At 37.4% G+C, this 24,325-nt stretch carries 19 protein-coding genes, 3 tRNA genes and 4 pseudogenes; 13 read left to right on the top strand and 13 right to left on the bottom strand.

The features are described from left to right. Positions 1–9 precede the first annotated feature (9 nt). The 7 genes and pseudogenes from ACFIJW_RS01185 to ACFIJW_RS01155 form a co-directional block, all read right to left on the bottom strand. A pseudogene (locus ACFIJW_RS01185) lies at positions 10–237 on the bottom strand (antitoxin). 49 nt (positions 238–286) lie between these two features. Next, positions 287–674: pseudogene (locus ACFIJW_RS01180) on the bottom strand (hypothetical protein). A gap of 171 nt (positions 675–845) precedes the next feature. Next, on the bottom strand, positions 846–1,178 hold the full coding sequence (locus ACFIJW_RS01175) for a hypothetical protein (protein ID WP_375632931.1): 333 nt from the start codon (positions 1,176–1,178) through the stop codon (positions 846–848). A 103-nt stretch (positions 1,179–1,281) separates the two neighbouring features. After that, complete coding sequence (locus tag ACFIJW_RS01170) at positions 1,282–1,584, bottom strand: hypothetical protein (protein ID WP_375632929.1); 303 nt, start codon at positions 1,582–1,584, stop codon at positions 1,282–1,284. A gap of 676 nt (positions 1,585–2,260) precedes the next feature. Then, positions 2,261–2,575, bottom strand: a pseudogene (locus ACFIJW_RS01165) (hypothetical protein). A gap of 26 nt (positions 2,576–2,601) precedes the next feature. Next, positions 2,602–2,880, bottom strand: coding sequence for a hypothetical protein (locus ACFIJW_RS01160; RefSeq protein WP_375632927.1), 279 nt, complete (start codon positions 2,878–2,880; stop codon positions 2,602–2,604). Positions 2,881–3,102: 222 nt separating this feature from the next. After that, a tRNA-Leu gene (locus ACFIJW_RS01155) sits at positions 3,103–3,188 on the bottom strand. Positions 3,189–3,334: 146 nt separating this feature from the next. Between ACFIJW_RS01155 and ilvA the strand changes: the two genes are divergently transcribed. From ilvA to ACFIJW_RS01140, 3 genes are all read left to right on the top strand, one after another. Continuing rightward, positions 3,335–4,612 carry a threonine ammonia-lyase IlvA gene (ilvA, locus tag ACFIJW_RS01150; RefSeq protein WP_375632925.1) on the top strand — a complete coding sequence of 426 codons (1,278 nt, stop codon included), beginning with the start codon at positions 3,335–3,337 and terminating at the stop codon, positions 4,610–4,612. A gap of 35 nt (positions 4,613–4,647) precedes the next feature. Beyond that, on the top strand, positions 4,648–5,178 hold the full coding sequence (locus ACFIJW_RS01145) for a hypothetical protein (RefSeq protein ID WP_375607472.1): 531 nt from the start codon (positions 4,648–4,650) through the stop codon (positions 5,176–5,178). Positions 5,179–5,468: 290 nt separating this feature from the next. After that, positions 5,469–6,851, top strand: a complete 1,383-nt coding sequence (locus ACFIJW_RS01140) for a DEAD/DEAH box helicase (RefSeq protein WP_375632923.1) — start codon at positions 5,469–5,471, stop codon at positions 6,849–6,851. A 1,381-nt stretch (positions 6,852–8,232) separates the two neighbouring features. On the opposite strand, the gene ACFIJW_RS01135 is transcribed toward ACFIJW_RS01140, so the two are convergent. Further along, a tRNA-Asn gene (locus ACFIJW_RS01135) sits at positions 8,233–8,307 on the bottom strand. Positions 8,308–8,491: 184 nt separating this feature from the next. Between ACFIJW_RS01135 and ACFIJW_RS01130 the strand changes: the two genes are divergently transcribed. From ACFIJW_RS01130 to ACFIJW_RS01105, 6 genes are all read left to right on the top strand, one after another. Beyond that, positions 8,492–8,565: transfer RNA gene (locus tag ACFIJW_RS01130), tRNA-Cys, on the top strand. 220 nt (positions 8,566–8,785) lie between these two features. Further along, positions 8,786–9,460, top strand: a complete 675-nt coding sequence (locus ACFIJW_RS01125; RefSeq protein WP_375632626.1) for a protein-L-isoaspartate O-methyltransferase — start codon at positions 8,786–8,788, stop codon at positions 9,458–9,460. Positions 9,461–9,526: 66 nt separating this feature from the next. Beyond that, positions 9,527–10,819, top strand: a complete 1,293-nt coding sequence (locus tag ACFIJW_RS01120) for a TolC family outer membrane protein (protein WP_375632921.1) — start codon at positions 9,527–9,529, stop codon at positions 10,817–10,819. Positions 10,820–11,071: 252 nt separating this feature from the next. Further along, positions 11,072–11,626, top strand: coding sequence for a DUF2497 domain-containing protein (locus tag ACFIJW_RS01115; protein ID WP_375632919.1), 555 nt, complete (start codon positions 11,072–11,074; stop codon positions 11,624–11,626). A gap of 148 nt (positions 11,627–11,774) precedes the next feature. Next, positions 11,775–14,498: a valine--tRNA ligase gene (locus tag ACFIJW_RS01110; RefSeq protein WP_375632917.1), complete on the top strand. Its 2,724-nt coding sequence runs from the start codon at positions 11,775–11,777 to the stop codon at positions 14,496–14,498. A gap of 1,143 nt (positions 14,499–15,641) precedes the next feature. Beyond that, the gene (locus ACFIJW_RS01105) at positions 15,642–16,433 is read left to right on the top strand and encodes a tetratricopeptide repeat protein (protein ID WP_375632915.1); all 792 of its coding nucleotides are present in this window, start codon (positions 15,642–15,644) and stop codon (positions 16,431–16,433) included. 102 nt (positions 16,434–16,535) lie between these two features. Here ACFIJW_RS01105 and ACFIJW_RS01100 read toward each other — a convergent pair whose 3' ends face one another. The 5 genes from ACFIJW_RS01100 to xth all read right to left on the bottom strand — a co-directional run bounded on the left by ACFIJW_RS01100 (position 16,536) and on the right by xth (position 20,719). Continuing rightward, complete coding sequence (locus tag ACFIJW_RS01100) at positions 16,536–17,282, bottom strand: amino acid ABC transporter ATP-binding protein (protein WP_375632913.1); 747 nt, start codon at positions 17,280–17,282, stop codon at positions 16,536–16,538. Positions 17,283–17,293: 11 nt separating this feature from the next. Further along, positions 17,294–18,010, bottom strand: coding sequence for an amino acid ABC transporter permease (locus ACFIJW_RS01095; RefSeq protein WP_375621443.1), 717 nt, complete (start codon positions 18,008–18,010; stop codon positions 17,294–17,296). A gap of 2 nt (positions 18,011–18,012) precedes the next feature. Beyond that, positions 18,013–18,765 (bottom strand): amino acid ABC transporter permease, encoded by a 753-nt coding sequence (locus ACFIJW_RS01090; protein ID WP_375632911.1) that lies wholly within the window; start codon positions 18,763–18,765, stop codon positions 18,013–18,015. Positions 18,766–18,906: 141 nt separating this feature from the next. Next, entirely contained in the window at positions 18,907–19,812 is a 906-nt protein-coding gene (locus tag ACFIJW_RS01085) for a transporter substrate-binding domain-containing protein (RefSeq protein ID WP_375621442.1), read from the bottom strand. Positions 19,813–19,936: 124 nt separating this feature from the next. Beyond that, positions 19,937–20,719: an exodeoxyribonuclease III gene (xth, locus tag ACFIJW_RS01080; protein ID WP_375632909.1), complete on the bottom strand. Its 783-nt coding sequence runs from the start codon at positions 20,717–20,719 to the stop codon at positions 19,937–19,939. Between the two features lie 494 nt (positions 20,720–21,213). Here xth and rpsL point away from each other — a divergent pair, with 494 nt between their 5' ends. The 4 genes and pseudogenes from rpsL to ACFIJW_RS01060 form a co-directional block, all read left to right on the top strand. Then, positions 21,214–21,585 (top strand): 30S ribosomal protein S12, encoded by a 372-nt coding sequence (gene rpsL, locus ACFIJW_RS01075; protein ID WP_005773262.1) that lies wholly within the window; start codon positions 21,214–21,216, stop codon positions 21,583–21,585. A gap of 18 nt (positions 21,586–21,603) precedes the next feature. Then, positions 21,604–22,074, top strand: coding sequence for a 30S ribosomal protein S7 (rpsG, locus tag ACFIJW_RS01070; RefSeq protein ID WP_375632907.1), 471 nt, complete (start codon positions 21,604–21,606; stop codon positions 22,072–22,074). Positions 22,075–22,098: 24 nt separating this feature from the next. Then, complete coding sequence (fusA, locus tag ACFIJW_RS01065) at positions 22,099–24,183, top strand: elongation factor G (protein WP_375632905.1); 2,085 nt, start codon at positions 22,099–22,101, stop codon at positions 24,181–24,183. A gap of 62 nt (positions 24,184–24,245) precedes the next feature. After that, positions 24,246–24,325, top strand: a pseudogene (locus tag ACFIJW_RS01060) (elongation factor Tu); the annotation flags it as partial.

Raw genomic sequence — 24,325 nt, 5'->3', positions numbered from 1 at the left:
CCCGCTTCATTACAAGAGCTCTCTCCCAACAAGCTTAGCATCAAACCACTCTACATCTTTATCCGCAAAATCGTCCGAAGTATTACATTGGGCTAACAATTCTTAAAGAGTGTAATTTTGCGATATCTATAGCCAAACCCACTTGCATATTTCAGTAAGATGAAGAACATCAAGCAATGCAGGCGGTGTAGAGAGCATAACTGATCCTCCAACTTTACGTAATTTCGTTGTATGCATAAAACGCCCTCTCTAATATTATATAAAAATATAACATAAAGCCCATGATTCAATAGCTTTTTATGCTTTTGTGTAAATGTTTAAGAAGCGCATTTAGAGCAATACGCAATATACTCTGAATAAAGTCAATATTTTTTATCTCTCTGTTGATCTCGTCTATAAGAGGTTCGTAATTGAGAATGCTTTTCGGAATATCACCAACGTAAACCCATGATTTTACTTGCGCTTTGGTACTAAAATCCGCATTCTTAGGTGTTTTGTAATACTGACCACCATCAAACTTTTCACACTCTCTTGTGCCGTCTTCGTATTCGTAGAGGTTGTAAAAATACTCCTCTGTCCCATCCCCCATGGGGCATACCCACTGCCGTTGCAACAAACCTCTTTCGCATGGGTTGTTTACGGTTTTTTAAGAATAGATGTTTTAAAATGAACATGCTTTAATCCTAATTTTACAAATTTGTCTATTTGCCTTAAATTTGACCGTACAGAGCGTTTTATATGATAGATTTTTTATCATAAAATCTTTAAATCACTCTGTACGGTGCCATTTTGTCGATTTAAATGCACATCCAATCACAAAATGATCAGAAATTTTCACTAGTTTGCTAACCTGCAATGTTTTTCACTTGCTTTTCAACCAACGTGAGTGGTCTTGAATTCTCTCTCATTGCCTTTTCTTTCAGCCTTTTTTCACGGGTGTTCAAAACAGCCTGGTGTACAAGATTGGCTTTTGTCAAAAGACTATTTTCCAAATCACGACATAATTTTACTAACTCACGAGTGTTTGGAAAAAACGTATCCGATAAACCTTCTACCTCATCGCATAAAATCCGTTTAACCGTTTTTATGAGTGACCACGCAGAAACACTTTCCAAAACCATTCCATAGGTAAGCGCCATACCTTCATGATCTGCCTGTTGCGAAATTTTTTGAACCACACGAAAGCATCCAAATTGCCTTGGTTATGTCCTCTTTACTCACTTTTATTGAAAACAATTCGTGAAGTTGATCACACGCTTCTAAGGCAATCGCTTCCTGCTGTTATGTCAATGCTTGCCACTTTTCAAAACTAAAGGAAACTCCGGAGTTATCATCTCGTGAATGTGTTTCAAAGTGACCTCGAGGCCCGATATCAAGGATACTGTCTGAGATGCGTTCATCTACACTTTTTTGCCTTTGAGAGTGATTTCCATAGTTTTTTCCGTTCTCTAAATCCTCGATAGCTTTTTGCACCCAGTTGCGCCACATTGCTTTCCAATCCGTTTTGCGTGCATCTTTGCCTGTTCTAGCTTTCCAAAAATCTCGAAATTTTGCCATTTCGGCTTTGACACGCTCTGGAGGCAATCCCTCTTCGATTGCGAAATCATAAACAGGTTCGAAATCATCAGGGGTACGACAGCCACTGTCATTTCTAACCCGTTTAGCTTTTTCGTAATGTTCTCTTGCTCGTGAATGGAAGGTTGTTTTTCTACACCCGTTTCGATTTGCTCTGATGTGGTCTCAACAGCAGCAACCTCTGTTGGTTCGTCAACCTGTTCGTTTGTTTCTAAACTTTCAGAAGCAGTTTTTTTTGCTAACTAAAATGATAGTTTTAGTTTATATATATTCTTATTCTGTTTCTTTATAGCTTGGTTTTGCTTAGCGTTTGCTTCAGCAAAATCATTAAAGTGTTTTTATAGCGTTTTTTATTGTGCACCTTTTTTCCAGCCTCACTATGAATTTGCGATATGTGCACTTTTTTATCAGTAAAATCTTTTAGCTCTTCTTCAACGCGCGTATTCGACAAACCATTATCTTTCTCAATAAGTTTATCATTCTTTATGAGATATTCGACAATAGTTACAAACTTTTTTGCGAGCAATTGCAAGCGCGGGCAAGCATTTCAAAATCTGTTTTAATTGGTGCTTTTTTGTCATACATGCGAATGAAAAGCGTTATATAAATGCCCCTTTGCTCTCATGTCATTCCATCGATCTCACTGTTCCAGTCATTCAAAAGGAATCTTATCCATGGCATTGCATTAGACATGCGCATTTCCTTCTTTAACTAAATATAAAATTGCTAAAGCATTTGCTTCGTTGTCATCTTTTGGATTGTATCCTTTTGCACACACCGTCTTAATCATCTCTTCTTGTGAGGCATTGACTTTATCTGTTGTGATCTTCATTTTTGTAAGCCATTGCTGAAAACGCAAATAGCGCATACTATCGCCTTTAAAACGACAAAATTCAAAATTGACAAGTGCTACTTGTTATACTGCTGTCTACACGAGAAATCGCCCAGCCTGTCTTAGATCTAGATCAAGGCAGAGAACGGTTTGTGTATTGATGATCATCTTCCCCCATGAAGGCTGTTGCGTATTTATATGTGCGCTATGACAGAGCGTGTTGTGATTGCCTGTCTTGAAAAAATGGTCGTGAGAAAGTACTTGAAACTACTTTTGGTCCAATTTTTTACTGCCATTCGAGGAAAAATAATCTTAGAAGCAGTTGATTTTCGAATTAACTCTTCTTGTTTTTGAATCACATCTTTTTGTGCACGTATTTTTTCAGCTTCTTTATCTATTATTTTGTCTTTTGCATCTATCTCTTTTCTGAGCTTTTGCGTCGTTTTACAAGAGTCATGAAGAGTATAAGCCAATCCCAAATTAGCAATACTGATTACCTCTCCATCCTATAAAGACGAGGAGGAGGTCAAAGTGCTAAAAAGGTACCTCAAAAAGCAGCAATGATTCGTATTTTAGTACCACCGCGGTGCCGTCTTATAGCGTTATAATAAAGTTACGAAAGGTGGTTTAGAAGGTGCTTTAATTTTTTTTGACTTTTAATAAATCATTGGAAAATAAGAGAGATTAAGATAATCTGGTGCGGACGGCGGGACTTGAACCCGCAAGGTCTTCGACCGGCAGATTTTAAGTCTGCTATGTTTACCGTTTTCATCACGTCCGCGATGTGAGTTCTCTCATAAGCTATATCTTTTATTGAATCAAGAATTAATGACAAAAGAAACATTTTTCATTTTTTAGTGAAATTTTGACTGACAATAGTTTCCTTTATCGATAGAAAAAGCTTTTATAATGTAAATAAAGTATGAAATGATTAGTGTTATGAGTCAATTTATTCAAGACGTCACAAAAGCTATGGTGGGATTGCATCACGTGTTTGCTGAAACACCACTTCAAAGAAATGATTTTCTTAGTCAAAAGTATGATGCAGAAATTTATTTAAAGCGTGAAGATTTAACACCGGTGCGGTCTTATAAGATTCGTGGTGCTTTCAATTTTGTTTCAGAAATGCTTAGCTGTATATCACCAGATTCTGCATTTGTTTGTGCTTCAGCGGGGAATCACGCGCAAGGGGTTTCTTTTGTTTGTCGTTATTTTAAACGTAAAGGCGTGATTTTCATGCCTATGACAACGCCACAACAAAAAATTGAAAAAACACGTATTTTTGGTAGAGAATTCATTGATATTCGTTTGGTTGGTGAAACATTTGATCAATGTTATGAAGCTGCGCAATCCTTTGTCGTAGAGAGCGGTGGTGTAATGGCTCCACCTTTCGATGATATTCGCATTATTACAGGGCAGGCAACAGTGCTTTGTGAAGCTGCTTTACAATGGAAAAAACTCAATGGAGAAAGTGAGCCAGATTTGATGATTGTGCCAGTAGGGGGTGGTGGTTTGGCAAGTGGAGTGAGCAAGTTTTTACATGAATATGGTTGGAAAACAAAGCTTCGTTTTGTTGAGCCGCAAAGAGCTGCAAGTTTGCTTGCTTGTTTGGAGAGTGGAAAACGCGTCAAGCTTGAAAGCATTGACACTTTTGTAGATGGTGCTGCTGTGGCTGAAATTGGTGCTCTAAACTATACAATTCTAAAGCAATTTCCCCCTGATTCTGTCATTACGGTTCCTGAAAACCGCGTTTGTTCTACGATGGTTGAAATGCTTAATGTTGAAGGTGTGGTTCTTGAACCGGCTGGTGCTTTATCGATTGATGCGCTTAACAGTATTCCTCCTCAAGAGTTAAAGGGGAAAAAAATTCTTCTCGTTATTTCAGGAGGTAATTTTGATTTTGAGCGTTTGCCAGAAATTAAAGAGCGTTCTTTACGTTTCCAAGGGTTGAGAAAATATTTTATTTTTAGTTTTCCGCAACATCCTGGTGCATTGCGTCATTTTCTTTCCACATTATCACCAGATGATGATATCGTACGTTTTGAATATCTTAAAAAGTCAGCGAGAAACTTTGGTTCTGTATTGGTTGCGATTGAAACAAAAAAATACGGTAATTTTTGTCTTTTAGAGGAAAAATTTCAAGCGTTAGGTTGGCGTTATCGTGATATTACTGATGATCAAACGTTATTTGATTTTGTTATTTGAGAAACTGAAATTTTACTAAAACAAGAAGTATAATGATGAAACCTATTTTTTATTCGGTGCTGAGTCTATTTTTCTTTTTGATTGTTAATCAACAGAGTTTAGCATCTCAGCCAACAATAGTACAAAAAGATGAACTTTCAAGAGTCGTTGTTGATGTCAATAATGCTATAAAAAATGGGGATTTTATGCCTATTTCTCGTTATATGCCTGAGCGGCTTTATAAAGAGATGGCACATCGATTGAATACAACAGAGAGTGCTTTACGTAGTGATTTTCTTCAACAGTTGCATAAGAAATTTGAGGGGTTGCCTTCTGGTGCTTATTATTTAGATAAAGAAAATATAGAGTATTTACAAACTGATAACGGTACTTTGTATGCTTTAATTCCAACAGTTCTTGAGATGAAAGATCGCATCATTCAATATAAAACTTTGGCGATTTTTGATAAAAACCAATGGTATTTAATTTATGGCGGTCAAAAAACTTTACAAAATCCAGTTTTTCTCGAGATTTATCCTGATTTTATCAAGGTACATTTACCGATGGACACAATCATCAAAAAGTAAACGATCTAAATATTGTTTTTATTCATGATAAATGTATTTCGTAAAGTTCTTGCTTTTTTATCATAATCCAAAGATAATAGAGATGAAGGCATTTAGGCTGGTTTGTTGGCTTTTTGTAAAGTGAAGTTTATACGCCTTTATCTTGATTTCAAGGTGTTCATGAGTTGCGCAAGCCGCTTTTTAGGCGTTGCTTCATTTAAAATGTCAGGGATTTCTCTTGCGCGGATTCTTGAGTGGAGAGTTCAGATGGTTACTTCTTTTGAGTTCTTCAGCTAAGGAAAGATTTTATTTTGCCTATAAAAGAAGAAAATGTTTTTACAAAGTTAGGTTTGCCTACTCTTTTGATTAAAAATTTACTCATTGCTGGGATGAGTAAACCTAAACCTATACAAGAACAAGCTATTCCAGTGATGTTGAAAGGACACGATATTTTAGGTGTTGCTCAGACAGGCTCTGGAAAAACTTTGGCATTTAGTTTGCCTATTTTAAGTCAGATTTTGGCTTTAGGTGATAAACGCTGCCCTAAAACTGCACGCGCTTTGATTTTAGCTCCAACGCGCGAACTTGCTGTTCAGATTGATGAAGCGATTCGCACTGCGGCGAAAGGAGCACATCTTTCAACATGTCTTATTTTTGGGGGCGTATCACGTTTAAAACAAATTAAACGTATGGAAGCAGGTGTGGATGTTTTGATAGCGACTCCAGGGCGTTTGAGAGATCTTGTTCGTGAAAAGTGTGTTGATCTTTCCCAATCTCGTTTTTTGATTTTGGATGAAGCAGATCGTATGTTGGATATGGGGTTTATTCATGATGTTAAGCAAATTGCAAAGCTTTTGCATCAAGAGCGTCAGACAGCACTCTTTTCTGCAACAATGCCGAGGGAAATTGCTGTGCTTGCAAAATGTTTACTCAATGATCCGGTTAAAATTGAAGTTGTTCCTCAAGGTACTACGGCTGTAGAGATTTGCCAAAAATTATATTGTGTTCCTACGAATGAAAAAAAGAATGTTTTAAGTAAACTTTTGACAAATCCAGCTTTTGATTCGGTTATTGTTTTTACTCGAACTAAACATGGGGCAGATGCTGTCACACGTAGTTTAGAAAAGGTAGGATATTTAGTCGCAACAATTCATGGAAATAAATCACAAGGTGCTCGCCAGTCTGCTTTAAAAGCTTTTCGTGAAAGATCTGTGCAGATTCTAGTGGCAACAGATATTGCTGCACGCGGTATTGATATACCAGGGATAAGCCACGTTATTAATTACGACTTACCAGATGAAGCTGAAAGTTATGTACATCGTATTGGTCGTACAGGACGTAATGGCGCATCTGGTGTAGCACTTACGCTTTTTGATGAGAAGGTAGAAAGGTCCCGCTTGCGTGCTATAGAGCGCTTGATTCGTATGAAATTGGTGGCTGAGGCTGTTCCAGAACAATTTGCAGCGTTTCCAGAAAAGCCAATTGTACGAGAAAGTAAAGAAAAAGAAAACGATAAGGAACGCCGTTTTAAAAAATCTAAACATCAAAAACAGTTTTTAGGTCGAAAAGATGATACCGCACAGTTGCAGCGGAAGAATTCTTCACCTCAAAATGAGAGGCATAAAAAAGCAAAAGCAGTAGTAAAGCGTGCAAAGCCTCTTCGTTTTCGAAAATCAGTTAAGAGGGCTGCTTAGATAAAGTCTTGAAAAAAGATCATGTACTGGAGATTTTTTACTTTTGTTGATGAAAAGAGCTATAAAATACTCTTGTCAAAGTAAGAAGATCCTTTAGAGGTTTTCATTTTTTAGAAATGAAAACTTCTAACTTTTTGGATTTATTAAAAATCTTTATTGTAGAGGCAATTATTTATTTGCTTTATTCCCATTTTTTTAAATGGGAATAAAAGTAGATTTTATTTATATAAAATTATTTTTATAAAGGATGTGTTTTATCTTTAATGATAACTTTTAATTTTAAAAATTGATGTCTAATAATAACTCATTGTTTTATATATTTAATAATTCACTATATCGTATTTTTTTCATTTTTAAGTTATTTATGCGGATCAATCAAAAGTATTCGCTTGCACGTTATGTGTGAAGTTGTCATATAAATAAACATTTGAAAAATAAATAAAATAATTTTTATAAACTCTTTCAAAGGCAATGGGGGATTGCTGAGATTGAGAGTTGGAAAATAGTATGATGGTATGGCTTTTATTATAAATAAAGATGGGGCTGATCAATCGATTTCATTTTATACCATTTACGGGGGTGTCATTGTGAAAGAGTCTTGGGGGATTTAAGAGATATCTCTTTAAAAAAGCATGTGACTGCATAATACAATAGCGAGAATGTCATGATTTCTGAAGGCTTTCTCAAGATTCTTAACAATTTAGCTCGTTATCTTGGTTTTTACTGTAAAACACTATTATTTGGGGGGATATAAAGTATTTGGGGCTATAAAGCCTATAAGATTTTATGTATTAAATGTTTTATGACAGTGTGGTGAACAAGGCAAGGTTGTTTGTAAAGCGTTGAAGTGGCTAGCAGGAGGCAACCTATTAGATAAGACGTTGGAGTGTTTACAGACTTGTTTTATGTTTTTTGCTTTTAGGATGGGGAGGAGGTTATGTGGGGTGTATGGAGATAATATATGACCTTGATTATTGTTTCTTCCATTTTTCAAAATGATTGCTTCATGAGCAGGTTTTTAAGTTTAATTTCTTTATTGAGTATAAATCATTCTTTCTTTGGAAAAAAAATATGAGACAGTTTCATTGCTGATGGAGCTTAATAATTCATCTTTGATGAAAGAAATCGTAATTTATAATTTATAATGTGCAAATAATTGCAGTGCCCTCTTATAGAGGTGCGGTGGTTTGAGAAAAGTAATCTTATTTGTGCTATTTTAAAATGAATCAATAGTTTTTTGCGTTCATTGCAAAAAACACATCCCGTAGGATATTGCGTTTCTATTTTATTGCAAAAATCCTATTCCATTACTTTTATTAACGAATCCCTCATGTCTAAAAACTTTAGAAAAAACAATAAATTACGTAGAATAAAAGAAAAGTGGCTCCCCGGGCCGGATTCGAACCAGCGACCAACCGGTTAACAGCCGGTTGCTCTACCGCTGAGCTACCGGGGAACGGTGCCCAATCATTTAATTGAAAAGGCTATAGCAAAGCAATACTGATTTGCAAAGGATAAAATTACTTTTTTAAAAAAAATATGATAAATTGTGTAATAAGAGGAAAAAAGGCGAGAGAATATTTCTACACCTTGACGGATGCGTTGCCTTCCCTTATTGAAACCTTTATGTTTGTTGACGAGGCCTCGTGGCGGAATGGTTACGCAGAGGACTGCAAATCCTTGTATCCCGGTTCGATTCCGGGCGAGGCCTCCAGCCGATTTTAAACGAAACGGCTTTTAGGGGAGATGAGGTATAGGAAAATAGATTATTTCCCTCTATTCTTGTGAAGACACTTTTGTATGAGAGATTATACAGTTAAAATCTAATTGTTGACTGTAGCATCCTTTTTTCTAACACCCATAGTTTAAGAGATCTTCGTCCCTTGTTGTCGTTGTTTTGTTTGTTTTTTGTAGGTTAGGAGAAAATATTCGTTATGGTTGCAGATTTTGCTGAGCTTCGTCGCAAAATGGTTGACAATCAAATTCGTACAGTCGATGTAACGGATTTATCAGTTCTTGAAGCCTTTTTAACGGTATCTCGTGAAGATTTTGTATCGGAAGATATGAAAGTGTTAAGTTATCTTGATACTGATATTGTTCTATGTCCAGTGCAAGATGGGGTTCCTGCACGCTATTTGATGAAACCTGCGTCTCTAGCGAAATTACTACAGCTTGCCGCTGTAAAATCATCAGATGTTGTTTTAGATATTGGTGCAAATAGTGGTTATTGTGCAGCGTTGCTTGCAAAACTTGCAGGGTCTGTGATTGCGCTGGAAAGTGATAAATCTCTCTTTGAACGTGCTCTTGAAGCTTTAGAACGGAATCAATGTGATAATGTGGTTGTCGTTCATGGTCCATTAGAGAAAGGATATGCCGTTGAGGGACCTTATGACGTGATTTTCATTGAGGGATCTGTTGATTTTATTCCTCAAGGTATCTTTGATCAAATGAAAGACTGTGGACGTCTTGTTGTGGTTGAAGGGCATGGAAATGCTGCTGTTGCACAAATCTATATAAAAGAAGATGGGATCATCTCGGCTCGTCGTGCTTTTAACCTCGCTGTAAAGCCTCTTCCTTGTTTTTTCAAAACACCTGGTTTTGTGTTTTAGTGCTTGTTTGTTTTGTGAATAAAAGATAATTTTGTAATTTATTTGGGGTTTGTTATTGTGTGTATTATGTTTAGAGTAAACAAGAAGTTTCAGGCGTGTTTATTGCTGGTGTTGAGTGTTTTTCTATCAGAGGCTGTTTGTGCTGAAACATTGATGGATGCCTTTTCTAAGGCTTATAAATATAATGCTAAGTTGAATAGTGAACGTGCAGCTGTGCGTATATCCAGTGATGATGTTGTCATTGCGCGATCGGGGCTATTGCCACAAGTTGAGGGAGTTGGGAACTATGGGCGCAATAAGTCTTTTACAGGTCCTTATGTCACTTCTGGATCTATAGGAGTGAGATTAAATCAAAGATTATTTGATGGTTTTATCACGCAAAATATCTTTTCTTCAGCTCAAGTTAAGTTGCAGGCTCAGCGTGAATATCTTCGTAATGTTGAACAAAATACGTTTCTGGAGGCGGTGACCGCTTATGCTAATGTCTATCACGCACGTCGTGTTGCCGATCTTCGGAGAGAAAATTTGGCAGCTCTTGAGGAACAAGTTCGTTCCAATAAAGCAAAATTTGATGTGGGTGAAGGAGGGCATGTTGATCTTGCTCAAGCTCAAGCTGCACGTTCCGTGGCGGTTTCAGAGCTGAGTCTTGCTCGTGCTGATGTAAAAGCAGCAGAGGCAGTGTATCGACAAGTTATTGGTTCTGATCCTGAAAAGTTAAAACGCCCACCTGTAGCCAAAGATTTTCCCGTCAACCTTGATATGGCTTACCAAATGAGCGTTGTGATGCATCCAGCAATCCTTTATGCTAAATATTTAGTCGATGCGAGTGTTTATAATGTAAAGGCGAAAGAAGGGGCGTTGCTCCCTAAAGTTGATTTTTCTGCAACTGCATCTTATAATCGAATCTACAGCGGGGTTGGAGAAGATGGCATTTCTAAATCGATAGTGTTGTCAGTAAGTGTCCCAATCTTTGAAGGAGGGCGTACGTCTGCGCAAATTCGCCAATCAAGGGAACAGCTTGGACAGGCGCAGCTTCAACTCGATTTGGCGCATAGTAATACGCGACAAGCACTTACTTCTGCTTGGTTTCAGTTGGAGGGCGCACGCTCATCTGTTGTTGCTTACCGTGAAAGTGTTCGTGCTGCTGAAATTGCTCTGAAAGGTCGTGTTCAAGAAAATCTCGTAGGGCAAGCAACGACGCTGGATGTTTTAAATTCTCGTACTCTATTGATTAATGCTCAGATTGCGCTTGCAATGGCAGAGCGTAATGCTGTTGTGGCGAGCTATAGTGTTCAATCTTCTATTGGTAAATTGACTGCAAGTTATTTAGGTTTAAAAACAATTAAATATATCCGATAATACATAAAAGTATCTCTTTGAATCTTATTAAATTATTTTAGTTTTTAAAAGCTTAGTAAATCAACAGTTGAATATGTTGAAAGATATTGCGGCGAGATATTATTTTTATAAGTGTAGAAAACTGTGTGTAGCGCCCTCTTTATGACAAGCATATTTGAAAATATCGTAGGAGGCATGTTGATCTTATAATTCTTTTGCATACACTGAAAATATGATTCTATTTGTTGTTGCGTCTTTGAGAGGTTGTAAAGTATGGTACAGAGTTCAAGCGTGTTACGTGAGCCAAGTATGGATGAAATTTTAACATCTATTCGTGAAATAATCGAAGAAAATGCGGTTCAATCTGATCACTTTTTAAATGAAGATGTTGCAGTGAATGCTTCAGAAGTGGCATCCGAGGGTATTTATGATACAACCTTATCGGTTGATGATGCTATGAAAGCTTTAGCTGATCGTATTGGTCTTTCTTCTGAAAATCAAGGAGGGAAGATAACGCAAGAGAAAGAGGATATAGAGGCAGAAAATAATACAGTTGGTATGGATATGCAAAAGATGAAGCTTTCTTCTGAAGAACGGAATTCTGTTTATAAAGCAAAAGAATATGAAGATGAGATAAGGAAATCACAGTCAGACGCTGGAAGGGATGGTCATGTGGAATTGTCTGCATATTGTATTTCTTCTGCAGAAAAGATTGCAAAGGATGTGTTGCGTCCTGCTATAGCAGAATGGTTACAGTCTAAATTGCCTATTTTGCTGGAAGATATTTTGCGTGAAGAGATTATGAAGGCGATTAAAAAATCGTCTTAATTATTTTTACATTATTTTTATGTTTTTCATTTTATGAGAATTTTGTTTGCGATTTTGCGAGCTCTCTAGTGAATGGCTGAGATTCACGAGATTCTGATCAGGTTTTGATCATATATTGTGTTTTTCAGCGGCGTTATGGATGGATAGAATGTTAGAAAAAAACTATGATGCTGCCTCTATAGAGCAACGGGTTGCAAAGAGATGGGAGACTCGTGGGGCTTTTAAAGCGGGAGCTGGTTCTAAAAGCGGTGCAGAACCTTTTTGCGTTATGCTTCCTCCTCCTAATGTTACGGGCTCACTTCATATGGGGCATGCGCTCAATACGACAATTCAAGATATAATAGTTAGATTTCAGCGGATGCGTGGCAGAAATGTGTTGTGGCAGCCTGGTATGGATCATGCTGGGATTGCTACGCAAATGGTAGTGGAGCGTCAACTTGCAGAACGCCAAGAGCCAACGCGTCAAGAAATGGGGAGAGAAAAGTTTATTGAGCGTATTTGGGAATGGCGTTATGAAACTGGAGGCGTTATTGCAAACCAGTTGCGTCGCCTTGGGGTTTCATGTGATTGGTCGCGTGAGCGGTTTACAATGGATGAGGGGTTGTCGCAGGCGGTTCGTGAAGTCTTTGTCACGCTTTATAAGCAAGGGTTGATATATAGGGATAAGCGCCTCGTCAATTGGGATCCTAAATTGTTGACAGCTATTTCAGATCTTGAAGTTGAGCAAAAAGAAGTTCAAGGACGTTTGTGGCACTTTAGATATCCACTTGAAGGTAAAATTTTTGATCCAAATGATGCGACAACTTTTATAACAGTGGCGACAACACGACCAGAAACAATGCTTGGTGATACAGGAATTGCTGTTAATCCTGAAGATGAGCGTTATAAAAATCTTATCGGTAAAAATGCTCTTTTGCCGCTTGTTGGTCGTAGGTTATTAATTGTTGGTGATAGCCATGCTGATCCTGAAGCTGGAAGTGGTGCTGTAAAAATCACACCAGCTCATGACTTTAATGACTTTGAAGTAGGACAGCGTAATCATTTACGCTTGATCAATATTTTTACCCAGCAAGCCGAGATTTTTCTTCGTGAAAATGAAGCATTTTTCGATGGTTTGATTTTATCAGATGAATTAAAAATGTTAGTAGAAAATCTCGATAAATCTGATCGTTTTGTTGCTCGCCAGAAGATTGTTTCTTTGATGGAAGAACAGGGATATTTAGCTTCTGTTGATGATCATACCCATATGGTTCCTCATGGAGATCGCAGTGGTGTCCCTATTGAGCCTTTTTTGACGGATCAATGGTATGTTCATGCTGCTGAATTAGCAAAGCCAGCGATAGAGGCTGTTCAACAAGGCAAAACGCAGTTCGTTCCCGATAACTGGAAAAAGACGTACTTCAATTGGATGGAAAATATTCAACCTTGGTGCATTTCTCGCCAATTATGGTGGGGACATCAGATTCCTGCTTGGTATGGTCCTGATGGAACGGTTTTTGTTGAAAAAAGTGAAAAAGAGGCTTTAGATTCAGCTTTTGCTCATTATGGTGAGGTTGTTGAATTAATCCGTGATCCGGATGTTTTAGATACTTGGTTTTCATCAGCTCTTTGGCCTTTTTCAACATTAGGATGGCCAAATAAAACGACTGAATTATCTACTTTTTACCCAACATCTTTATCTGTGACAGGATTTGATATTATTTTTTTCTGGGTTGCTCGTATGATGATGATGGGACTTCACTTTATGGGTGACGTTCCTTTCCCAACGGTTTATGTGCATGCTCTTGTACGGGATCAAAAGGGTGCAAAGATGTCAAAATCAAAGGGAAATATTATTGATCCCTTAGAGCTTATTGATCAATATAGTGCTGATGCACTTCGGTTTACTTTAGCTATTATGGCAGCACAAGGTCGTGATGTAAAACTTGATGTTTCCCGTATTGCTGGTTATCGTAATTTTGCTACGAAATTGTGGAATGCTACCCGATTTGCACAGATGAATGGTGTGAAGCATGATCCAACTTTTAAACCAGAACAAGCAAAATTGCCGCTTAATCGTTGGATTTTAACAGAGTTATCTAAAACAATTTCAGCAGTTACGACTGGTATTGAACACTATAAATTTAATGATTCAGCTGCCACTCTTTACCGTTTCATTTGGAATACATTATGTGATTGGTATTTGGAGCTTCTCAAACCTATTTTTCAGGGGGAAAATGAAGATGCTAAAAATGAGGCTCAAGCTTGTACTGCTTGGGTTTTAGATGAAGTTTATAAACTTCTTCATCCTTTTATGCCTTATATGACGGAAGAGTTATGGTCTCTTACAGAAACGCAAGCCATCAAGCGTGAGGATATGCTCGCATTGACAAAATGGCCAGAGGAAACATTGATAGATGAAGAAGCTGCTGATGATATTAATTGGCTTATTGATGTCGTCACGGGGATTCGGTCTGTACGTTTTGAAATGAATATTCCAGTGGCGACACAAGCACCTCTTGTTGTTGTCGAAGGAGGGGAAGTAACGCGAGAGCGTGTGAAGCGTTATGATGCACTTCTTAAAAAATTAGCGCGTATTGAAGTTATTGATTTCTCTGATAAACTTCCGGAAGTATCGGCACAAATGATTTTGGGAGAGGCTGTTTTTTGTTTACCATTAGGACAGTTGATTGATTTGGAGGCTGAACGTGTTCGTTTGAGGAAGGATGTCAGTAAAATTGAACAAGATATTGAAAAAATATCGCTTAAGTTAAATAACCCCCAATTTATAGCAAATGCAAAAGCAGAAATTGTTGAGCGTGAGCGGAACAGGGTTGTAGAACTGCGTGCAGCGCAGAAAAAAATATTTGTTGCTTTAGAGCGGTTAGATTGATTTCAACTTTTTATTTTTTTGATAGATAATTGCATACCAGTAGGGCTAGTATAGATCTTCTTTAAAGAAACTTTTTCTTTTGTTAGTTTTTCATGAACGATCATAAAATCTCTACTGAAATCCATTGTTTTATGTTTATCATTAAAGAGACATCTTTTAAGGCATCCAAGCCTATTCCACGACGTAGATCATGAGTGGTATAACGGTAAATCCATTGAGCTTCCCTTCTTTATGCTTGTGAAGTAACAAGCGCCGGGGGGCACCATTCTGTCCAATATCCGGACAACCCTTAGCTCAAACTGTTCGTAAGAGGCATTTTTAGTTCTTTCTTACACAGAGTTTTTATCCACATAGCTCTCTCTGCTTGTAATGTGCAAGCGGATGGTTTTGATTGATTTAACCTGGAACAGGTTTGGAATGAGAGAATCTTACGATATTCGAGGTCCTCATTCAATATGCAAAAAGGTAAATTATCATTATAAATCAAAACATTGTTTTATTTCTGTAAAATATCATCATTTAGAGTAGCAATATAAGGCATGTAAAATTACACATGTGGTATTTTTTTGTATGTAGTGGTGAGTATTCTGAGTTAGAACTTGTGTGTAAAGTATGAAGTAACCCCATGTGAAATGATGTCAGGTGCAATCCGTTAAACAAAAAGCTTGTATTGTTTATAGATTGACGGAGACAAAAAACTTCATCTTTAAGGTGGTAAGGCAGTCGTGAAGTTATAAGTTAACTATCATCATTATATTTACCCATCTTTCGTATTGTTTTTTATATTTAAACGCTTACCATTCATCATGTATTCTCTTCATTCTCAAGTTGCTGTTTAATACACGTTATTTTATTGAACGATTTTTACTCATACGTATAAAATTTTAAGATCGATAAAGCTTAGAATGTTAAAGGATGTGTTACAAAATATAGAATGATGATTTATATTTAAAAATCAATTTGTTGTATATAAAAATGGATACTTAATTTTATCGAACATTTTGGATGATTTTTATCTATTTGTCTTTTCTTTTAAAATTTTTACTTTAAAATCGCGTATGCTTCTTACTAAGAAAAAGAGTTTAAATATCTACAAAGAAATTTGTAACAGATATAATCATTAAAATTGAGATAGGGGGGGAAATGGTTAATAGGTTTCAGATATGGAAAAAAGTCACGATTGTTGTGATTTTAGGGGGATTCTTTTCGACTGTTTATGTAATAGATGTCAATAGCTTGCAAGAAGCGAATGATGGTTCGTTTTATTTTTTTAAACGTGGCATGTCTGCTTATAAAAATGGGCATATAAATCAGGCTATTGCAGCATTACGTTGTGCAGCTAAGAGAGGCCATATTGGTGCGAATTGGAAACTTGGCTCTATCTATGCAAACGGTGATGGTGTCCCTAAAAATGATTATAAGGCATATAATTTTTTTGCATATATTGTTGAAAAAGGTGCTGATCTTGGTTCAGAGGATGAAAGTTATGTTTCTGATGCATTGGTTAAACTTGCGAGATATATAAAAAAAGGTATTCCTCAATCACCTGTGAAACCTGATCCTTCTTATGCTGCTCATCTTTATATGCAGGCTGCGGTAAACTATAGAAATCCTAAAGCTCAGTATCATTTAGGAAAAATATTTTTAAAGGGAGAGGGAAGGGAGAAGAATCTTATACAAGCAGCACGATGGTTTCAACTTTCAGCAAAAAAAGGAAATCCTTCTGCCCAAGCAATGCTTGGAAATATACTGCTTCAAGAAGGAAAAATTGTCCGTGGGGCAGCAATGTTAACTGCTGCCTATGAAAAAGCTAACGTAAAAGACAAAAATTGGATTCATCCTTTGCAAGAACAGGCTTTTGCTCTTTGTAATGAATCTGAGAGACGTACAGCAATTTCACTGGTTGCTGAGATTTTAAAGAATAACAGTTTTTAAACATCTGATTGTAATATTTTTACATTCTTTCATCTTATATTAAACTCTGTTTTCTTGTATACAAGTTCATAGTAAAGATAGCTTTTTTTGATAATCTAATGGCTAATGACTTAGGATTTTAGACAAAAATTCTTGCGTTCTCGGTTTTCTTGCTTGCGGATCAGAAAAAAACTCTTTAGATGAGCAGTCTTCAAGAATTTTTCCTTGATCTATGAAAATAACACGCTCAGAGACTTTTTGTGCAAATCCCATTTCATGGGTTACACAAATCATCGTCATACCTTCTTCTGCTAAGCTAATCATGACATCGAGTACTTCACCTACCATTTCAGGATCTAGAGCAGATGTTGGTTCATCAAAAAGCATGACAAGTGGATCCATAGTTAAGGCACGTGCAATAGCAACACGTTGTTGTTGCCCTCCAGAAAGTTGACCAGGATATTTATCTTTGTGTTCAATGAGGCCAACGCGTTCAAGATATAACAATCCACGTTCAAGTGCTTCTTTTTTGCTTCGTTTTAGGACTTTGATTTGTGCAATTGTCAAATTTTCTGTGACAGATAAATGGGGGAAAAGCTCGAAGTGTTGAAACACCATTCCTACCTGACTTCGCAATTTAGGCAGATTCGTTTTTTTTGAATGAACAGGTATTCCATTAATCCAAATTTCACCTTTTTGAAAAGGGACGAGAGCGTTAATAGTTTTAATGAGTGTTGACTTTCCTGAGCCTGATGGACCACAAACGACAACGACTTCTCCTTTATTAATATTGGTTGTACAGTTTTTAAGGACTTTAATTTCGCCATACCAATTAGAAACATTTTTTATTTCGATCATATGAGTAGACATTTTTTTTCCTGTTAGCGAATAATGGATACTTTTTTTTGTAAATACAAAACTATTTGTGACAGTGTAAAACAGATAACAAAATAGAAAATAGCTGCTAAGATATAAGCTTCTTGCTTTACACCAAAATTATTAGCAGCAATATCAAAACCATTCAAAAGGCTATGACCACTGATGGCATAAACAAGGGTTGTATCCTGAAAAAGGATAATAACTTGTGTTAAAAAGACTGGAAGCATATCTCTAAAGGCTTGAGGAAGAATGACAATGTACATACTTTGCCAATATGTCATTCCAAGAGCTTGTCCTGCATATTTTTGTCCTTGCGGAACTGAATTGATTCCAGCACGCATAATCTCAGCAAAATAAGCCGTTTCAAATGCGGTAAAGGTAATGAGTGCTGATTTATTTGCACCAATGGATATACCAGTTAAAAAAGGCAGAAGCACGAAAAACCATAAGATAACCATCACAAGTGGTATTGAACGCATAGCTGTTATGTAACTGATTGCAAACCAAGAAAGAAGTTTTATGGAAGAAAGGCGCATCATTGCTAAAAGTGTGCCGAAAACAAACCCCAATACCGTTGCAAAAAGAGTTAGAAAAACGCTAAAGAGTAAACCTGATAAAATGTAAGAACGAAATACATCAAAGGTAAAAAAGGAAAAATCAAAGTCGGAAAAATTGAAAGGAAAATAAAGTCCAAACTGAGAGCTTATGAAATTCATCATATTCAATTTCCCTTTGTTTGAAAATTAGGAATTTTGAGTATTTGTTCAATGACTGTCATCACAATGAATACGAATAAGGCTATTAGAATATAAAGGATCGTAACAAGCAAATAATTTTCGTAAACATGGCTTACTTCTTCAATTGTTTGGTATTGAAATTGCATGAGCTCATTTATTGAAACGGCGAATGCTATAGATGAATTTTTCACAATCCCCATTGCTTCTGAAGTAAGAGGTGGCATAATTGCACGTATAGCACGTGGTAGTATAATATAGCGATAACTTTGATAAGTTGTAAATCCCATTGCCATAGCAGCATAGCGTTGTCCAGAAGGAATCGCTTCAATGCCTGAACGAACCTGTTCAGCAATGCGTGCAGATGTAAAGAATCCCAATGCGCATGTTATCAAGAGAATGGGGGAAAATTTCATCGCTGGTGGATAAATCTTCGGAACAACAAAATACCACAAAAACACTTGTACAAGGAGGGGAATATTACGCATAATCTCTACCCAAATAGTACCGATAGTGCGAAATATATAATTGATTATGGATGTTTTGGGTAAAGTGCGCATTGTTCCTATAACAACACCACACAATACAGCTAATATAAGTGAAGTGATAGACAATATAACCGTATTTTTAAAGCCATCGAGAAGTGTATCTAAATAGGTATGGCTCACGCCGGGAGTTCCCAAGCATCCTGTTACCAATGTTTGAGTAAGGTCATCTCTACAAAGGAAAGAAAAGTCCATTAATTGATATTCCCTCAAATTAGTCATTCACAAATAGGACAATAAACCACGCGCATCTACATAGTCCAGATTTATTAAAAAGTGAATTAAAATATAAACCACACTCAATTTCAAAAGAGTGTGGTTCTTCTTTATTAAATTCTATAAATCTTTTTCTGCGTAGCTTTCTCGAGGCTTATTATTTGGGTGATCCCAAGCATATCTTGTTTGTTTTGACAAGGGAAGGTTCATAACAGTGTTAGCAGGTGGGATCGGTTTCATAAACCACTTATTATAAAGCTTTTCCAGTGATTCATCTTTAATCTGACGTACAATACTATCGTTGATTGTTTGTTCAAATTTTTTGTCATTTAATCTGAGCATACAGGCAATAGGTTCGACTGAAAGTACAGTATCAAGAATGACATAATCAGATGGATTCTTTGATTTAGCAATATGTCCAGCAAGAATTGAAGCGTCCATGACAAAAGCATCTGCCTTACCAGATTCTAATAATAAAAAACTATCTCCGTGATCTTTCCCCTTTAAAACTTTAAACTGAATGTTTTTTGCACGTTTATTTTTACGAATAAGTTGAACAGATGTTGTACCGGTGGTCGTTGCAACTGTTTTTCCATTTAAATCCTCAAGAGATTTAATGTTAGAGTTTTTCTTTACAGCAATCCGAACCTCTTCAATGTATGTCGTATAAGCAAATGCTGCTTCTTTACTGCGGGCAATATCATGTGTTGTTGAGCCGCACTCAAAATCATAGGTTTTATTTTTTAAGAGAGGAATTCTATTTTGAGAAGTGATGGGAAGATAATGAATTTTAATTGGTTTACCAATTTTTTTTGAGATATCATCAATGATCCGTTCTGCCATTTCTGTATGAAAACCTACATATTTATTATTACCAAGGGCGTAGGCTAAACCAGATGATTCACGGACACCTAAAGTAATTTCACCTGTTCGTTTTATTTTTTCAAGAGTATCATGTTCAGCATGCGCGAAACTTGAGAATCCAATGGCCGTTGCTGCAATAAGCATTAACAATGATTTCTTCATTTATGTCCTCCATTCATTTGTTTTTATTTTATTTGCTTAAGATATACTGTTTATATGCTGTAGCATAGTTATTATTTTTGAGTGGAATTTTTTTGTTGTCTCATGAAATGAGGATTTTACTTTATTAATTGATATTAAGGTGAATCCAAACAGGAACGTGGTCGGATGGTTTTTGATATCCCCTTACTTCTGTTTGGCTCTGAGCGCAAATTAGTTGATCAACAGCTTCTGGTGATAATAATAAATGATCAATGCGAATCCCATTATTCTTAGGCCAAGCACCTGCCTGAAAATCCCAAAAACTGAAGGAGGGAGTATCGGTGACATTCCGGATAGCATCGTAAAGACCTAAATGAAGAATACGTTGGAATGCTTTTCTTGTTTCTTGAAGAAATAAGGCATCTTGATACCATTCTTGAGGTTTTTTTGCATCTAATGGAGTGGGGATGACATTATAATCACCTGCTAGAATAAGAGGTTCTTCATACGTAAGTAATGATTTTGCATGTGTATATAATCTTTCCATCCATTCTATCTTATAGGAATATTTTTCACTCTCAATAGGATTCCCATTTGGCAAATAGAGAGATGCAACACGAACAACACCTTTGTTTGTTGAATAAACAGCTTCAATGTAACGTGTTTGTTTATCATTATCATTGCCTGGTAATCGACGGATCACTTCATCTGGTGTTTTTTTAGAGAGAATCGCAACGCCATTAAAACTTTTTTGTCCGTGTGTTTCTATATGGTAACCTAAACTTTCAATTGCATCGCGTGGAAAATTTTCATCGATACTTTTAATTTCCTGTAAACAGACTATGTCCGGCTGGCTTTGCTGCAGCCATTGACATAATGTTTCATGTCGTGCTTTTATCCCGGCAATATTCCACGTTGCTATTTTCATGGCGCTCATCATTAGATATCCAATATGCAATTCAATTTACTGCATGTATGTTTTACTACAGTCACATCGCTACTTTTTTATTTATAGGGGATATTACTATGGTAAATTGATTTATCAAGAGTAGCAATAAAAGCAAATTTAAAGTTTTAAAATTTAATTTATTTTCATTTTTAAAAACTTTCTGCTGTTTAGTTCTTGACGAATGTACGTGTTCTCGCTATTAGAGATGGACATAACCGATGTGAATGTAATCAGGCGTTTTGGATATGAACCGGAAGATTATTCACAGGTGTTAAGAAGATTAAAAGCAAATGCTAGTGCAAAAGGCTATTGCCTTCTCTGCTTATGGTCGGGTAAACTGTTTTTTTTGCAGGTGTGCCCGATTTTGTGTGTAGACTTAGATATCTGTTCCGATTCTGTTGGGGTAGATAGAAATAAAAATAGAAAAGCCCGATTGGGTGAGACGAATGTAGATCGAAAAAGAGGAAGGTTACATGCCTACCGTAAACCAGTTGATTCGCAAGCCGCGTGTGGCGCCAGTTAAACGTAATAAGGTTCCTGCTCTGCAGTCGAATCCGCAGAAGCGTGGTGTTTGTACGCGTGTTTATACAACAACACCGAAGAAACCTAATTCTGCTCTTCGTAAAGTTGCTAAAATTCGCTTGACGAATGGATTTGAGGTGATTGGTTATATTCCTGGAGAGGGACATAATCTTCAAGAGCACTCTGTTGTAATGATTCGTGGTGGTCGTGTGAAAGATTTGCCAGGAGTTCGTTATCACATTATTCGTGGTTTGCTTGATACGCAGGGTGTCAAGAATCGTAAACAGCGTCGTTCAAAGTATGGCGCAAAGCGTCCAAAATAATATTGAGAGACAAAGCTAATGTCCCGTCGTCATAGAGCAGAAAAGCGTGAGATTAATCCAGATCCAAAATTTGGTGATTTGGTTATTATGAAATTTATGAATGCCATTATGTTTGATGGTAAAAAATCAGTTGCAGAGCGTATTGTTTATGGTGCGCTCGATTCTGTGGAAAAAAGAGTAAAAACAGATCCTGTGGCTCTATTTCATCGAGCTTTAGAGAATATTGCTCCTCATATTGAGGTTCGTTCACGCCGTGTTGGTGGCGCTACTTATCAAGTTCCGATTGATGTTCGTCCTGATCGTCGTCAGGCTCTTGCTATTCGTTGGTTGATTGCGGCGGCACGTGGTCGAAATGAAACGACGATGGTTGAGCGTTTATCTGGTGAATTGATGGATGCGGCTAATAATCGTGGTTCTGCCGTGAAGAAGCGTGAAGATGTTCATCGTATGGCTGAAGCTAATCGTGCTTTTTCTCACTATCGCTGGTAGAAGTTTTAAACTAAGGCAAATATAATGGCTCGCGAATATAAAATTGAAGATTATCGTAATTTTGGTATTATGGCGCATATTGATGCTGGTAAAACTACGATGACTGAACGTATTCTGTTCTATACCGGTAAGAATCATAAAATTGGCGAGACCCATGATGGGGCTTCTACAATGGATTGGATGGAGCAGGAGCAGGAGCGTGGTATTACGATTACGTCTGCTGCAACAACGACATTTTGGGAAGGGCAAGACGGTCGGAAGCGTCGCTTTAATATTATTGATACGCCAGGGCACGTTGATTTTACGATTGAAGTTGAGCGCTCTTTGCGTGTTCTTGATGGTGCAATAGCCTTGTTGGATGCAAATGCTGGTGTGGAGCCTCAAACGGAAACTGTTTGGCGGCAAGCTGAGAAGTATCGCGTGCCTCGTATGGTTTTTGTTAATAAAATGGACAAAATAGGAGCTGACTTCTATCGTAGTGTGGAGATGGTTGGTTCTCGGTTAGGTGCTAAAGCGCTTGTTTTGCAGTTGCCGATTGGTGCTGAAAATGACTTTGAAGGAGTTGTTGATCTTGTAGAAATGAAGGCTTTAAAGTGGGATGGTTCTATTGGTGCCTCGGCAGTGATAAGTGAAATTCCCTCTGAGTTAAAGGAGAAAGCTGAAGAATATCGCGAGAAATTGATTGAGATGGCTGTGGAGGTTGATGAAGCTGCGACAGAGGCTTATTTGGAAGGTGTTATGCCAACCAACGAGCAGCTTGTTTCTCTCATTCGTAGGGGGACAGTAGAAGTTCAGTTTCATCCGGTTCTTTGTGGTACGGCTTTTAAAAACAAGGGGGTGCAGCCACTTTTGGATGCTGTTGTTTCCTATCTTCCTTCTCCAATTGATATTCCGGCGATTAAGGGTGTTGATGTAAAGAATGAGGCTGAGACGACACGCGAATCTTCTGATGATGCTCCGTTATCTATGCTTGCTTTTAAAATTATGAATGATCCTTTTGTTGGTTCATTGACGTTCTGTCGTATTTACTCAGGTAAAGTTCAGAAAGGTATTTCTCTTGAGAATACTGTGAAAAAGAAAAAAGAGCGTTTGGGGCGTATGCTTCAAATGCATTCAAATTCTCGTGAGGATATTGAAGAAGCATTTGCTGGTGATATTGTTGCTCTTGCAGGACTTAAGGAGACGACAACAGGGGATACTCTTTGTGATCCTTTGAAGCCTGTTATTTTGGAGAGGATGGAATTTCCAGAGCCTGTTATTGAGATTGCAATTGAACCGAAGACAAAAGCAGATCAAGAAAAAATGGGTATTGCTCTTAACCGTCTAGCAGCCGAAGATCCTTCATTTCGTGTTAAATCGGATGAGGAATCTGGTCAGACTATTATAGCTGGAATGGGTGAGCTTCATCTTGATATTATTGTTGATCGTATGCGGCGTGAGTTTAAGGTTGAAGCAAATGTTGGGCAGCCTCAAGTTGCTTATCGTGAGTCAATTACTAAAATGGCGGAAATTGATTATACGCATAAGAAACAATCGGGTGGTGCAGGTCAATTTGCTCGTGTGAAAATTGTTTTTGAGCCTCATGATGGTGATGACTTTATTTTTGAGTCAAAGATTGTTGGTGGTGCTGTTCCTAAAGAATATATTCCCGGTGTCCAAAAAGGGATTGAGAGTGTTATGGGGTCAGGTCCTCTTGCGGGCTTTCCTATGCTTGGTGTAAAAGCGACTCTCATTGATGGTGGCTATCACGATGTTGATTCTTCGGTTTTGGCTTTTGAGATTGCTGCTCGTGCGGCTTTTCGTGATGGGGCAAAGAAGGCTGGTGCACAGCTTCTTGAACCGATCATGAAGGTGGAAGTTGTTACACCAGATGATTATGTTGGTGATGTTATTGGTGATCTCAATTCTCGTCGGGGACAGATTTCAGGAACTGAAGCGCGCGGCATTGCAACGGTTGTGAATGCAATGGTTCCTTTGGCAAATATGTTTGGTTATGTGAATACTCTTCGCTCTATGAGTCAGGGGCGTGCGCAGTATACAATGCAGTTTGATCATTACGAGCCTGTGCCTTCAGCTGTTGCTTTGGAGATTCAAAAGAAATACGCGTAATTTCAGGTTGGTAATTAATTTTTAACTTAGTCCTTGGCTTGGACGAAAAATGGAGAGCTCAAATGGCGAAGAGCAAGTTTGAACGAACAAAACCGCATGTTAATATTGGTACGATTGGTCACGTTGATCATGGGAAGACCTC

This window comes from Bartonella sp. MM97QHHN (genome assembly GCF_042194285.1).
GTDB lineage: Bacteria > Pseudomonadota > Alphaproteobacteria > Rhizobiales > Rhizobiaceae > Bartonella.
The sequence above is the reverse complement of the archived record's forward strand: the minus strand, read 5'-3'. Positions and strand labels throughout refer to the sequence as shown.

Coding starts and splice junctions, on each gene's coding strand:
- ilvA (WP_375632925.1), top strand. CDS start 3,335: ATGATTAGTGTTATGAGTCAATTTATTCAAGACGTCACAAAAGCTATG.
- ACFIJW_RS01145 (WP_375607472.1), top strand. CDS start 4,648: ATGAAACCTATTTTTTATTCGGTGCTGAGTCTATTTTTCTTTTTGATT.
- ACFIJW_RS01125 (WP_375632626.1), top strand. CDS start 8,786: ATGGTTGCAGATTTTGCTGAGCTTCGTCGCAAAATGGTTGACAATCAA.
- ACFIJW_RS01120 (WP_375632921.1), top strand. CDS start 9,527: ATGTTTAGAGTAAACAAGAAGTTTCAGGCGTGTTTATTGCTGGTGTTG.
- ACFIJW_RS01115 (WP_375632919.1), top strand. CDS start 11,072: ATGGTACAGAGTTCAAGCGTGTTACGTGAGCCAAGTATGGATGAAATT.
- ACFIJW_RS01110 (WP_375632917.1), top strand. CDS start 11,775: ATGTTAGAAAAAAACTATGATGCTGCCTCTATAGAGCAACGGGTTGCA.
- ACFIJW_RS01105 (WP_375632915.1), top strand. CDS start 15,642: ATGGTTAATAGGTTTCAGATATGGAAAAAAGTCACGATTGTTGTGATT.
- ACFIJW_RS01100 (WP_375632913.1), bottom strand. CDS start 17,282: ATGTCTACTCATATGATCGAAATAAAAAATGTTTCTAATTGGTATGGC.
- ACFIJW_RS01095 (WP_375621443.1), bottom strand. CDS start 18,010: ATGATGAATTTCATAAGCTCTCAGTTTGGACTTTATTTTCCTTTCAAT.
- ACFIJW_RS01090 (WP_375632911.1), bottom strand. CDS start 18,765: ATGGACTTTTCTTTCCTTTGTAGAGATGACCTTACTCAAACATTGGTA.
- ACFIJW_RS01085 (WP_375621442.1), bottom strand. CDS start 19,812: ATGAAGAAATCATTGTTAATGCTTATTGCAGCAACGGCCATTGGATTC.
- xth (WP_375632909.1), bottom strand. CDS start 20,719: ATGAAAATAGCAACGTGGAATATTGCCGGGATAAAAGCACGACATGAA.
- rpsL (WP_005773262.1), top strand. CDS start 21,214: ATGCCTACCGTAAACCAGTTGATTCGCAAGCCGCGTGTGGCGCCAGTT.
- rpsG (WP_375632907.1), top strand. CDS start 21,604: ATGTCCCGTCGTCATAGAGCAGAAAAGCGTGAGATTAATCCAGATCCA.
- fusA (WP_375632905.1), top strand. CDS start 22,099: ATGGCTCGCGAATATAAAATTGAAGATTATCGTAATTTTGGTATTATG.